General features: G+C 46.6%; 8 protein-coding genes. 2 read left to right on the forward strand and 6 right to left on the reverse strand.

All coding sequences use genetic code 11. The features are described from left to right. The coding region (locus NZM04_01485; GenBank protein MCS7062716.1) for a hypothetical protein at window positions 1–6,102 on the reverse strand (6,102 nt) is incomplete at its 3' end. A 763-nt stretch (window positions 6,103–6,865) separates the two neighbouring features. Between NZM04_01485 and rfaD the strand changes: the two genes are divergently transcribed. Together rfaD and ilvD are read left to right on the forward strand one after the other, a co-directional pair. Further along, window positions 6,866–7,795: an ADP-glyceromanno-heptose 6-epimerase gene (gene rfaD / locus NZM04_01490; protein ID MCS7062717.1), complete on the forward strand. Its 930-nt coding sequence runs from the start codon at window positions 6,866–6,868 to the stop codon at window positions 7,793–7,795. 62 nt (window positions 7,796–7,857) lie between these two features. Next, window positions 7,858–9,612, forward strand: a complete 1,755-nt coding sequence (gene ilvD, locus NZM04_01495; protein ID MCS7062718.1) for a dihydroxy-acid dehydratase — start codon at window positions 7,858–7,860, stop codon at window positions 9,610–9,612. 22 nt (window positions 9,613–9,634) lie between these two features. Here the strand turns inward: ilvD and NZM04_01500 are convergent, their stop codons facing one another. From NZM04_01500 to NZM04_01520, 5 genes are all read right to left on the reverse strand, one after another. Continuing rightward, a complete protein-coding gene (locus tag NZM04_01500) occupies window positions 9,635–10,309 on the reverse strand; it encodes a hypothetical protein (GenBank protein ID MCS7062719.1) in 675 nt (224 codons plus the stop codon). Continuing rightward, window positions 10,306–10,905, reverse strand: a complete 600-nt coding sequence (gene recR / locus NZM04_01505; protein MCS7062720.1) for a recombination mediator RecR — start codon at window positions 10,903–10,905, stop codon at window positions 10,306–10,308. Before recR ends, NZM04_01500 begins: the two co-directional genes overlap by 4 nt. A gap of 9 nt (window positions 10,906–10,914) precedes the next feature. Next, window positions 10,915–11,223, reverse strand: a complete 309-nt coding sequence (locus tag NZM04_01510) for a YbaB/EbfC family nucleoid-associated protein (protein ID MCS7062721.1) — start codon at window positions 11,221–11,223, stop codon at window positions 10,915–10,917. Between the two features lie 72 nt (window positions 11,224–11,295). Next, window positions 11,296–12,249 (reverse strand): metal ABC transporter permease, encoded by a 954-nt coding sequence (locus NZM04_01515; GenBank protein MCS7062722.1) that lies wholly within the window; start codon window positions 12,247–12,249, stop codon window positions 11,296–11,298. A 24-nt stretch (window positions 12,250–12,273) separates the two neighbouring features. Continuing rightward, window positions 12,274–13,707, reverse strand: coding sequence for a metal ABC transporter permease (locus NZM04_01520; protein ID MCS7062723.1), 1,434 nt, complete (start codon window positions 13,705–13,707; stop codon window positions 12,274–12,276). Window positions 13,708–13,837 lie beyond the last annotated feature (130 nt).

The raw sequence follows: 13,837 nt of genomic DNA on the forward strand, positions 1-13,837 counted from the left end.
GTTGTTAAATGATGAACTATTAAAGAAACTCGAGCTGTTATCTGCAGACGAACTGTTATATACGCTCGAACTGTTGCTTATCGATGAGCTGTTGTAGACACTCGAGCTGTTCGCTGCTGAACTGTTGTTGCTCACAAAATAGCTGTTGCTCGAACTGTTGAAACTCGAGCTGTTGTTAAATGACGAATTGTTAAACGATGAACTGTTAAAGAAACTCGAGCTGTTGTCTGCTGACGAACTGTTATATACGCTCGAGCTGTTGCTTATCGATGAGCTGTTGTAGACACTCGAGCTGTTCGCTGCTGAACTGTTGTTGCTCACAAAATAACTGTTGCTCGAACTGTTGAAACTCGAGCTGTTGTTAAATGACGAATTGTTAAACGATGAACTGTTAAAGAAACTCGAGCTGTTGCTTATCGATGAGCTGTTGTAGACACTCGAGCTATTGTTAAATGACGAATTGTTAAACGACGAGCTGTTAAAGAAACTCGAGCTGTTGTTAAAGGAGGATGAATTGTTAAATGACGAACTATTGAAGAAACTCGAGCTGTTGTTAAACGATGAATTGTTAAATGACGAGCTGTTAAAGAAACTCGAGCTATTGTTAAAGGAAGATGAGTTGTTAAATGACGAACTATTGAAGAAACTCGAGCTGTTGTTAAAGGAGGAGCTATTAAACTGGCTTGAGCTATTATAAGCACTGGCACTATTAGATGCACTTGCTGCATTAGAGAATGCGCTACTCGAAAAGCTAGAACTGAAGAATGACGAGCTGCTGCTTTCTAAAGAACTGGATGAATTACTCAGGGAGGCGCTTGAGGAGGTTTGAATCGAATTAGATGCCACGGAGCTGTTGGAACTAGAAGCCGAAGAAGAGGCCGAACTCGAAGCAGGATTGTAATTACTTATTGAGCTACTATAGAATGAACTGGAACTGTGTGAATTGGATGAGCTAGAGGCCGTCAATGATGAATTTACTGATGAACTCGATGACGAGCTAGAGCTGTTGTTAGCAGAACTAGACGCTGAACTAGAGGCAGAGGAGCTAGAGCTTGAAGCGGAATGCGAAGCCTGTGAACTATTGTTGTGGGCAGAGGCATTACTACTAGCAGATACAGAATAACTCCATGAACTAGAGCTGAACGCTGCGCTGTTACTACTCGCAGATGAGGATGAAATGCTAGCGGATTGCGAAGCGGAGGCAGATTGACTACTGCTAATTTGTGCACTTGAACTAAAGCTGAATGAAGAGCTGCTTGAACTTTGCGATACACTTGAGCTTTGACTGGAGGATAAGTTTGCTTGTTGGGAGGAGGAAGATGAGCTAAAGACTGAGGAGCTATTTGAGGAAAGACTGTAACTATATGATGAGTTGGACAGACTGAAGCTGGAATGACTAGAAGAGACCGACGATGATGAACTACTTGATGCTGAAGAGTAGAAGCTTGAGTTATTGCTAGATGATGAACTGGATGCAGAACTATTGAAAGAACTTGATGAATAACTAGATGAACTGCTTTGGAAGCTCATAGAGCTAGACGATGCAACATTAACGGATCCTCCTACTGATATAGAGCTACTAAAGCTAGATGACGAGCTGCTTGAGTGGGAGCTTTGGCTAAATGAAAAGCTGGAGTTTGAAGAGCTTGAGGCTGAGCTATGGAAAGAGCTGAAGTTACTACTAGAAGAGCTGCTTTGCGCAGAGAGGCTTTGACTAGAACTTACTGCTGAAGAGGAAGAATTCATTTGTTGGATCTTGTAGAAATCCCCTCCAGGTGTGCCTCCGGTCCCTGGGGCATTATAACCAGTTTGCGGATCATAAGCATTGGCTCCCGCTACTAGCTGATACCATGTATTAAAGACTTGATCAGCTCCGTTTGCAGCGAGTATTGTGCCTAGTATTGTGTTCGAGGGGTCAGAATTATACACGATCACGTTACCCCCAGTTGCATCAATTACGCCGTTATTCTTTAATCCGCCAGTTCCTTGGAGCGGTGGAGTAGGGTAGGCTTCATCAGTAACAATCTGAATGGTTCCATTTGTGCCTGTTTTTACATTGGCACCGGTATTTATTATTACATCTTCATTAGCAGCTAAAAAGATATGTGAAAATTGCCGACCTGGAGCTTGATTACCTATGTTACCAGCTACTATTAAATCATTTAGGACTAGATTGTCGGGACCGTTACCGGGCCCATTTCGTCCAGAAAGAATCATAACTCGTGAATCTGTGTTTGATGTTGTGTCTACATTCTGAATTGTAGTCGTATGACCAGCTGGTCCACGGTCTGACACAATGATGTTTCTTCCTAGCAAATTTGTGATATTAGTATTAGGTAAAGTTGTGTCGTGAGCTATTTTTAGTTGACCGTTTGCTGTATATGAACCACTTCCAGATGAAGAAGGTGTGCCTGCTTGAGCATTTATGGTAGCCGCGTCTTTTATATATAATGAGCCATAGTTTCCATAAGAGCCTATAATATTACCAGGAGTAGTTGTATTAGTGGTTGCTAGTGTAACAGATGAGCCGGCACCGCCGGCGTTGATTACTCTATTCGGTCCCTGTATAATGTTGTTACTTGTAGTCAAATTTATCGTAGAAGGTGATCCAATTAGACCAATGTTGTGATTTTGATTGATATTTCCGTTGGGGGTATTATTCGTTATAGAAATTATGTTAAGTGAAGTGCTTGTTCGGTATATTGCATCTATGATATTAAGGTTTGTCGCATTTTGTGTAACAAAGCTAATTGCACCATTAGATGATTGAAGACCATTGATGTTCAATATGGGATGATTGGTGGTATCTTCAATATATATATTACTCACAGCTATGGCACCTACCCTTTGATTATTCGCATTTGCTCTGATGTCTATGTCGGCTAATCCACTACCTCCTATTGATTGGCCAGCATTCAGTGAAAGTTGAGCTGTAGGACTTGCTGTCTGGAAACGTATATTCGGATTACTGTCCGCCAGTGGATTCGAATCAAGAATGCTACCGAAGTCAGAAGTAATTATTATATTGCCGCCACCAGTCTGATTTAATATTAATGTTCCCAAACTTACATTATTGCCTCCTTTGATCAACATATTTCCGGATGCTGAAACATTTATAGTGCTACTTTCCTGCATGTTAATAGACCCGGTTGCTTGCATTATAAAGTTTGTTCCTGAAGAGACACTAGTTATATTGTTGTTTCCACTTAAAGTTATATTGCCACCTTGTGCATAGGATTCAAAGTTTCGCACATCTGTAATAGAGACGTTATTGGCAATATTGATATTTTCACCTTTAATTATTAGACCCACTGGATTTGTGGGTAGAGTGTTGGAGATATTTCCATTTATATTAACATTGCCAGTTGATAGGGAGCCCCCAGTGTCTGCCTGAATTTCTATAGATGGTGAGATTCCAGTGCCCTGGGCGAAGATCTGAGAAGATGAGGCTAAGGTAAAATTACCCCACGATTCAAATTTTAATGAAGTATTATTGAGGTTGAAGCTATTATTGGGACCTCCGAGATTAATATTACCATTTATCGCCTTGACTAGAGAGTTTTGTGACAAGCCACCTAAGTCCAAATTTTCAACATTCACGTTATTTTGGGCAACAATCTTAAATTCTTTTGCCAGGGTTGTGATGCTTGATCCAACACCCATGTTAACGGATCCATTTGTAGATTGGATAGAGAACAGATTGCCTAACCCTAGATCTATGGTGCCATTTATGGTAACGTTGCCAGCTGCTGACATTTCCATATTGATGTGTTGTGTTGGACTATGAAACAACCCTCCATCTAGAGTGATTACGCCAGTGCCTAAGCCTGAATTATCAGCTTTGAATTTTACCGAAGAATTCGTCCCTGATGTTGTGAATGCAATACCAGTTCCTGGAGCCTGCGATATATTATTGAATGCCGTTATATTTAGGGTCTGATTATTTAGAATAAAAGCTCCTGTCTCATTGAAAAATATACTACCGCCTGTAGAGTTAATGGTAGAATTTAAGCTTCCAGTTAAGTTAATTCCTGGTGTAAAATCAGCCATAATAATATTGCCTGTAGCTGTGATATTTAATTGATCTGCAGTGATACCGAGTATCGTGCCAGCTTGCATATCGAAATCTCCATTCACTACATTGACATTGAAGGCTCCTCCTGAGTGAAATAATGCTCCTCCGCTTAGCATGAGGAAATCTCCATCAGTCGCATTCGCGGTCATATCTCTAACATTAACCGTTGCTAATGGCCCGATAACAATCGTTTCACCTTGCATTGTTATTTTATCCATGTTGGCGTCAAAGTTGATTATTCCATCTATATATATACCGCCGTTAGTTGCTCCTCCACCAGTATCTGCATTGAGAATTAGATGTTGGCCGCTATGCGTTGATCCGTTAATATTAACTATAACTCCTGGATTTATATTTATGTTATTCCATGCATTGATAGTTAATGTAGTGTTCGTGTTGTTAAAGATTAATGTTCCAGTATCAGTAAAGGTAATGTCACCGTTGCCTGAAAATCCACTAGCACTTGAAATCGTAACTGATGTGCCTGAATTTAATAATGCGACTAGAGTTGAGTAATTAATATTCGCAGTGGCTGCAGTTGCTACAAAATTAGGGCTTCCTGTAATATTTGAATTAGGCGCATTCGAGATAGTTATATCAGAAGGGTCAAACAATACAGTGCCAGCCCTTCCATTACGGGATGATGCACTTACTCGAGCTATTGTTTCTAATTCAAAATAACCTTTGGATGACACTTCTATAAATCCACCATCTCCGGCTTCTTCACCTCCATTAGCAGAGATTTCTCCAAACATGCGAGTGACCTCATCTGACCAAATGATTACTTTACCTCCATCTCCGTCTTGTAAAGCGTCGGCTAATATTCTTGTGTCTTGACCTATAAAAGTCGCTCTTGCGTTCTGCACATCGGGATTTTTTCCTTGATAATCCCCTCCAAATAAGACTGTTCCTCCGCCCAGAGCACCTCTGACATCTATCAAGCCTGCTTGGTATAATGCTACTTCATCTGCCAACACCTCAACATGGCCACCTACCGTGTTAACACTCGATGCATCAATTAATCCGGTCACTAGGGTCTGGCTACTTCCTGACTTACCCTTACCTGCATCAATCTTAATTTTACCTCCTTTCCCTGCCAAATCTTTGGCTTCCACGGTCCCATCAACCCTAATTTTCCCACCATCTGTTACGATGAACACCCTCCCGTCTGGGTCTTGCACAGTGCCTTTGACACGTATTCCCGCTTCATTTCCTATATTTATCGCTGTTCCATATATATCCCCTGCAGCTATAATCTCAGCGCTCGCTGCCTCAATGAGCCCATGGTGGTCAATACCAACCCTCTCTTGATCATCCGGCCGCCCAACGCCTCTTTTCCTAACCAACACCCGCGGCGCATTCGGGATGTTTCTTTGATCTTGTATCACAATTTCGCTACCGTATCCATCTGCAACTAATCCTACCGTTCCTCCGGCACTTATCTTGCCCTTATTGTGTATGTAGTTTCCAATTAAAAATACATCACGACCTGCTTGTATCTTTCCGAAGTTCTGAATCTGTCCTACACTTCTGCTGATAAACTCTGGATTCGACCCTTGAAGAAAACTTTCATTGCTCAAATCAAAAGTAGAAAAGTATACACTCCCTCCAACTATAATTCTCCCGTTTGCCCCCACTACTACACCATTGGGATTGATTAAATAGACACTTCCTGTTGCATTCAAGTTTCCGTTTAAGTAGGATCCAAATGCCCCAGTAACCCTGTTCAACGTTGATCCCCCCCCCGGCTGCCAGAAATTAACTGTGTTGTTAACACCGATGTCAAATTGTTCCCAGTTTATGATTGCTTTTTCAGACGATTGAAAAATATCCATCTGGTTTGCGCCATTTTCTATTGTTATATCACCACTTATGACAGTTCCATTAACAGGGAGTTGTGCGCTGATCTTATCCGGCGATGCGATAAAAAAAAGCATTGCTAAGGCCACAATGCTAAACTTTCCTGTCCACTGCACTTTAATCTTTCCCATTATTATTTTTTGATTCCTAGCAGTAGTCATGCTCATAACTATGATTAGATTAAAGAAATTTTTATGTCTTTTTCATGATCAACTACACACATGAATTTTTCTCATTTGAGGATATTACCGAATCAGTTAAAATTCCTCGCCCATTAGTAAAATAACTCATCGAGAGGACATCATTGCGCTCATTGAGAAAATGATGTCTAACAATGCATTTTATGTTTCCTGCAAACATAATTTTCACTTTTTGAGTTTTTATGCTTTTTTAATTAAAATGTCAACTAAATTTTTAGTAAGCCTTCTATTTTTCATCCTCCTCGTTTTCGTTCATCGTTTTTATTTCCACCATCACCTGTAACCTTCCTCAGCTAGACTAAATCAATCATAATCCATACCAACTTTCTCCTCAAACTCCATTTTTAAAATTCTTATTTATTAAATTGCTGATTACCAAATGAATACAAAACTAGCTGATAAATATCATCCTCCAACCCTTTTAATATTTTCCTATTGTGTGTATATTTTTTTCAGTTTAGCCACCGTTTAATAAAAATTTTTTCTCGATATCCATCATACATAAGGTGAATTTAACTTTACGTTAGTCGCGTTGTCCTGTAGTGCTTATACTTGTTCTCAGCACCGTTATTATCCATCTTTGTAACTCTTACCTGAAGTTTATCGATCCATCTATAACCACTCAAAGATCCATTCAAACTAACTCGACAACCATCGACAACACACACCTATTGCTATCAGTCAAAGAACATATTTGATTCATACAATACTTTGAACTTTAATATCATCCATGAAAAACATCCTCATCACCGGCGGCGCTGGCTTCATCGGCGCAAACCTAGCCCTAAAACTCCAAGAAGAATATCCCTCCGCCAAACTTACAATAATAGACGACTTCCGTTCAGCTTCTTTTAAAAATCTTCAAGGCTACCGTGGCGATTTCATCGCCGCTGACCTCGCCACACTCGACCTCTCCCGTTATTTCCGAGCCAATACCCTAGACGCCATCTTCCATCTCGCCTCAATCACCGACACCACCAACCACAACCAATTCCAACAAGTCCACGACAACGTCGAATCCTTCCGCAATCTCCTTCATTTCGTCGCCAGCAAATCCAACAAAACCCGTATCATGTTCGCTAGCTCTGCAGCCACCTACGGCATCGCCTCCGGCGTCAACACCCTCGATCAACCCCTACACCCTGCCAACGTCTACGCCTTCTCCAAAGTCCAGCTCGAAAACCTCGCACGCCTCTTCCTCCGCTCCTACCCCTCCCGCCACATCGTAGGCCTGCGCTACTTCAACGTCTACGGCCCACGCGAAGCTCACAAAGGCACCGCCGCTAGCATGATCTACCAACTCGCCCAGCAAATCAAAGCCGGCCAAAATCCCCGCATATTCAAATTCGGCGAACAACGCCGCGACTTCGTCTACATCAAAGACATCGTCGAGCTCACCATCCGAGCCATCACCACTGCCCGCAAATCGGGCATCTACAACGCCGGCTCCGGCACCGCCCGCTCCTTCAACGACGTCGTCACCATCCTCAACCGCACCTTCGGCACTGACCTCGAGACCGAGTATTTCGACAACCCCTACCCCTTCTACCAACCCCACACCGAAGCCGACATGTCCGTCACCATCAAAGCCCTACGCTACAAGCCTCAATACACACTCGAAAAAGGCATCCTCGACTACTTCCAGTCCGGTCACCTCTAATCTTTTCAATCAAATTTTCACTGCCATCCTCATCCATACGGATAATTTAACTCCAATCCACTATGCCCACCCCCACACCCTCCCCAAAATCCACAACTCAATCCAAGTCCACACCCCCGGCACACCGCCAATACTCCTCAATCCTTTTCGACGGCCCACACCGCGCGCCGAACCGCTCCATGCTCTACCCACTCGGTTTCACCCCCGAAGACTTCACCAAAAACCTCATCGGCATCGCCTCCGCCGCCAGCGAAATCACCCCCTGCAACATGCACCTCGACACCCTCGCCATCGAGGCCAAGCGCGGCGCAGAGCAAGCCGGCGGCAAAGCCCTCATCTTCCACACCATCACCGTCTCCGATGGCATCTCTATGGGCACGCCCGGCATGAAATACTCCCTCATCTCCCGCGAAATCATCGCAGACTCTATCGAGGCTGTCGTCGGCGCACAAAACATGGACGGCTTCGTCGCCATCGGCGGCTGCGACAAAAACATGCCCGGCGCCTGCATCGCCATCGCACGTCTCAACCGCCCCGCCGTCTTCGTCTATGGCGGCACAATCCTCCCCGGATGCCTTACCCTCCCCGACGGCCAAAACAAAGACCTCGACATCGTCTCCGTCTTCGAAGCCGTAGGCGCTCACGCCAACCAAAAAATTTCCGATCAAGAACTCGCCCAAATTGAACGCTGCGCCATCCCCGGCCCAGGCTCCTGCGGCGGCATGTATACTGCCAACACCATGGCCTCCGCGATTGAAGCCCTCGGCCTCTCCTTACCCAACAGCTCCGCACAAACCGCAGTCTCCGATGCAAAGCGCGACGACGCCCGGCGCGCCGGTGAAGCCGTTCTTCACCTCATCGAAAAAAACATCCGCCCCCGCGACATCCTCACCCGTCGCGCCTTTGAAAACGCCATCACCCTCACAATTATCCTCGGCGGATCAACCAATGCCGTCCTCCACCTCCTCGCCATCGCTCGCGCCGCAGGCGTCCGCCTCACCCTCGATGATTTCACCCGCATCGGCCGCAAAACCCCAGTCCTCGCCGATCTCAAGCCAAGCGGCCGCTACCTCATGAATCATCTCATCGCCATCGGCGGCACCGTCCCCCTCATGAAACTCCTCATCGAAGAAGGCTACATGCACGGCGACTGCCTCACCGTCACAGGCAAAACACTCTGGGAAAACGTCAAAGACGCCCAACCCTACCCAGCCGATCAAGACATCATCCGCCCTTTCTCAAACCCCATCAAAAAAGACTCTCACCTCGTCATCCTTCGAGGCAACCTCGCCCCAGACGGCGCCGTCGCCAAAATATCCGGCAAAGAAGGACTCCGCTTCACAGGCCGCGCCATCACCTTCGACTCCGAAGAATCAGCCCTAGAAGCCATCCTCTCCGGCAAAGTTCGCAAAGGCCACGTCATCGTCATCCGTTACGAAGGCCCCAAAGGTGGCCCCGGCATGCGCGAAATGCTTTCCCCCACCTCTGCCGTCATGGGCAAAGGCTTAGGTAAAGACGTCGCACTCATTACCGACGGCCGCTTCTCTGGCGGTTCACACGGATTTGTCGTCGGCCACATCTGCCCCGAAGCCTATGTCGGAGGCCCCATCGCTATCGTAAAAAATGGCGATCCCATTACCATCGATGCCGTGCGTCGCACAATCACCCTCGACATCCCCGAAAAAGAAATTCGCGCCCGCTTAAAAGCCTGGAAAAAACCCAAGCCACGCTTCACCCGAGGCCTCCTCGCCAAATACGCCTACCTCGTCAATTCCGCACACCTAGGCGCTACCACCGACGACACCCTCCAACTCTAGTCCTCCCGCCACACACCCCGGATCAAGACTCACCCCACCAATGACGCGGCGCCGCTGGCAGAAATCGCGGAAACTTCATCTCATAGAGACGAAGCTCTTCCTGCCGTTCCGGCCGCGCCGTGCCAATAAACGTGCGACAGAAAAATTCATAATCCATCCCACACTGAATGCGTCGCTGCTGACGATTGATCTTCGGAAAAATCTTCATGCCACGGCTTAACTTACGCAACTCCGCCGCCCGCTTCCGTGCAAAAGCCTGCGCCTCCTCTACAGATCCCCGCTTAATCTCCTCCTGAAACGCCTCAAGCATTTCCACCGTCACATCACCCCAGATTTTCTCCCATTCCTGTGGACGGATCCGAAGATTATGTAAATGCAAAATCTCAATTTTCTGTGCTTCAGGAATCTTTCGGTAAAAACCAATCACCAGCTGAAACTCCCCTCGCAAACGGCGCTGCCGCAATGCATCGCTAAAATAAATCGTATGCCCCTCTTGCATCAACTTAATCGAGACCGGCACACCCGGAACCCGAGGATTAGCGAAGCCCGGCAAATCCCAATCCGCCGTGTATCCACGCCCTGTAAAAGCATCTATCACATATTGCTCAAAATTCAGGCCGTGCTGCTGTTCCTCTTCCGAAAACAGCCAGCCATTTTGCAAACACAAGCACAAAAACAAAAAAACACATCGCATCATATCTCCCTCCTGCCCGATAACGCATACCCCAGTGTCACACTATCCACATAAGCTATGCCCCCACCCGCAGGCAGCCCAAAAGCCAATCGAGTGACCTTGATCGCATACTGCTTGAGTAACGGCGTCAAATAAAGCACCGTAGTCTCACTCTCCACATCTGTGCCCAGTGCCAAAATAACTTCTTTCGGCTGCATCTTCTTCAGCCGCATTAAAAGGCTTTCGACCGCCAAATGCTCCGGTTCTATCCCCTCAAGAGGATCCAATAAGCCACCCAAGATGTGGTAAAGTCCACGGTATGTCCCGCTCCGTTCAATTTTAATTAGCTCCGCTGCATCCTGCACAATACACCACACCGATGCATCCCGAGTAGGATCACTACAGATGTGGCAAAGACGTTGACCCTCGCTGTAAAATCCACAGTCCGGACACGGCGTAATGGTCTCGCGCACCTGACGAAGCGCCGCCTCTAACTGCTGTTTGGTTTCTAAAGGCGCCTCGACAAACCACTGCGCAAAACGCTCTGCACTCCTCGGCCCCACTGTCGGAAGCAACCGAAACGCCGTAATTAAATCTTGAACCTTAGGCGGATAATCCATCGTATCCTTTTAGAATAAGCCAGGCGGAAGGCCGAGTTGAGCTGTGAGTTGCCCCATCTCCTGCTGAATAGCCTGGCGCCCTTTTTGAAAAGCCTCTCGTGAGGCCATCACAATAAAATCCGCAACCATCTCCACATCCGGCGTCTCACGCAACCACTCAGGATCAATTCGTAGAGCCAACATCTCACCTTCACCACTCAATGTCACCTGAATCTTACCATCAGCCGCCGACGCAGAAAACTCGCGTCTAGCAATCTCCTCCTGAATTTTTTTAGCCCGCGCTTGCAACTGCTGAGCCTGCTGCATGAGTTTCATCATGTTCATAAACCTATAAGTCTAGTCGGAAGCACGCTCATCAGCAAAGGTATAAATAAGCCGATCCTACACGAGCTACGGAGAGACAAACACTGTTTTCTCTCTAAAAAACCAACGCTTGATAAGCCAGACTGACGTAAAAACCAGCGCTCCGACTACCACCATCGACCCAGCTACCGTGCACTGCCACCACACCGCCAAGGGATATCCCAGCAGCGGCGTGATCAGTGCATACGCAAGCGTCCACAAAAGCCGCCCAGGAAGCCGTGTGGACAACTCAGACGCTGTCATCCCTGGCAGGATCAACATCGCCACCACCAAAATCACGCCCACGGCCTGTAGCACTGCAACAATCACAACCGCCACGATAGCCATCATCCCATAATGCCAAAGCCCTACTTTCCTACCCTGAAGACGCGCCAAGGTCTCATCAAATGTGATGACCAGCAGCTCCTTGTAGAAAAGTAAAATCAACAACCCAATAAATACGCAAAGCCCTGCCATCACCCAAAGTGTGTGAGGGCCGAGAGAAACCCCTGCCACTTTTAATGATGGCTCAAGCGCCACAAACGCAATCTCACCAAAAAGAAGGCATTCTACATCCAGATGAATAGGCGCTTGTCTCTCGATCAGACTCAACATCAAAACGCCTAGCGCGAAAAGAGAAGTAAACGTCACACACCACGCAGAATCTTTGGGAATAACGGTCTGTCGATGCAGCACTTCAGCCAACCACACAGCAATAACGCCCGTGACCACTGCGGAAAGGAACAAAAGCGGCCAATCCAACGAATCAAAAAGAAGGAATACCACAATAATACCCGGAAGCAGACTATGACTAATAGCATCTCCGACCAACACAGAACGGCGAAGAAGAAGATAGTTTCCCACAAGACCGCATCCAGCCGTTACAAAAAAAGCCATTAAAAAAATAGGCAATGTGAGATCCCTATCCTCCACCCAAGGACGAATCCAGACCGCATAAGCGTCATATGCTGGCCAAAGCAATTCAAAGTTAGAGACGTTCATCTTCTCCCAATAAAAGCTTTAATCCTATGCATCTGCATTTTTAGATGCAGAAGCAGACTTCCTTGTCTCGGCCGCAGGGATAGGCTTTCCATGAGGATCTAAACGGCCCTGGCCAAAACGCTGCTCGATCTTTCGCGCCGTCTCTTCATCCATGTGATGCTCCATAGCCTCTGCAGCATCGTGAACGTGATCAGGCGCGATGTTTGCCGCTTCCGCTAAATAGAGTTCCCATAGGCGATGATTTCTCACAATTGTTCGCGCACGATCGCGCCCTCTGGAGGTCAGCCTGACGCTCTGGCTCTTTTTGTCAACTTGGACGAATCCCTTCGACTCAGCCACTGCAAGCGACCCCCGCAGTTTTTCTGGTGTCGTAGAATGGCCTTCAGCAAGCCTTTTAAGAGGCTGTCCATCCTCAAAAGAAGCCTCTTCTGCATGATACAAAGTCTTAAGCAGATTTTCGTAAAGATGCCGGCGTTCCTCCTCTCTTCGCCTCAGGCAACGAACCACCCACCCCCGCTTCGGCGCTAAGCACAACGCCAGCAGAAAATTTCCTGTAGCACTCAAAACAACCATCGGCCCAGTAGGGAGACCAGGACCTAGCAAAGACCCCAATGTCCCAAGCCATCCCGCTAAAGCCCCTAGCACAGCAGAGTAAATAAGCATCCGCAAAAAAGAATCCGTCAGGAGACGTGCTGTGGCAGCAGGAATAATCAGTAACGCAGTGACCAGCACAACTCCGACTGCCTTCAATGAAATCACAACCGCAAGAGTCAAAAGAAACAAAAGCGAAGCACTCAACAAAGAAGCAGGTTTTCCCAAAGATCGCGCAAATGCCGCATCAAAACAGATCAGGAGATACTCTTTATACAATAAGCCAACCACAGCTAGGATCAAAAAACCGATCCCCCAAATGTAGGGCAGATCTTCATCTGAAATCGCCGCGATTTGCCCAAAAAGAAAATGTTCGATTCCCGCCGATGGAATATCTTCAGCATTCCGAATCATGCTTAGCCAACAGAGTCCTATTGCGAAAAACGCAGCCAATACGAAACCAAGAATCGCTTGGTCGTGATGATGATTGCGCGTCTGCAAAATACGAAATACACCGATGCCCGTTAAACCTGTCAAAGCTGCGCCTATAAGCATAGGAGCGGTGTCTTTACTCAAGTTCCATAGAAACCCTAACGCTATCCCGGGCAAAACTGCATGTGCGAGAGTATCTGCCAAAAAGGCTTGTTTGCGAACGATCAGAAATCCTCCCATTACTCCTCCGCAAGCACCTAAAATTAAGGCTGCCGATACAACTACCCGCAGTGTTGCATCACTCAATGTTAAGTAAGCGATTACCTCGCAAAGCGAGTTGCCGATATCGGATGGCACCAGTCTTGCAACAACGGTCTGTGGAATGAATCCTAACGCCAGTCCCCACAGGCACATTAAAATTTTTGAAACCGCCATAGCTACTTTTCAAAAGGCCTCTAAAACCTCACTCAGAATTGTCAGGCGTCCCCCGTAAGTCTTCTGAAGGTTTTCAGGAGTAAAAACATCTTGCGTTTTCCCGTAAGCAATCAAGCGCGAATTCAGAAGC

Source organism: Candidatus Methylacidiphilales bacterium, from assembly GCA_025056655.1.
Lineage (GTDB): Bacteria > Verrucomicrobiota > Verrucomicrobiia > Methylacidiphilales > JANWVL01 > JANWVL01.

Coding starts and splice junctions, on each gene's coding strand:
- recR (MCS7062720.1), bottom strand. CDS start 10,905: ATGGATTATCCGCCTAAGGTTCAAGATTTAATTACGGCGTTTCGGTTG.
- NZM04_01500 (MCS7062719.1), bottom strand. CDS start 10,309: ATGATGCGATGTGTTTTTTTGTTTTTGTGCTTGTGTTTGCAAAATGGC.
- NZM04_01520 (MCS7062723.1), bottom strand. CDS start 13,707: ATGGCGGTTTCAAAAATTTTAATGTGCCTGTGGGGACTGGCGTTAGGA.
- NZM04_01515 (MCS7062722.1), bottom strand. CDS start 12,249: ATGAACGTCTCTAACTTTGAATTGCTTTGGCCAGCATATGACGCTTAT.
- ilvD (MCS7062718.1), top strand. CDS start 7,858: ATGCCCACCCCCACACCCTCCCCAAAATCCACAACTCAATCCAAGTCC.
- rfaD (MCS7062717.1), top strand. CDS start 6,866: ATGAAAAACATCCTCATCACCGGCGGCGCTGGCTTCATCGGCGCAAAC.
- NZM04_01510 (MCS7062721.1), bottom strand. CDS start 11,223: ATGATGAAACTCATGCAGCAGGCTCAGCAGTTGCAAGCGCGGGCTAAA.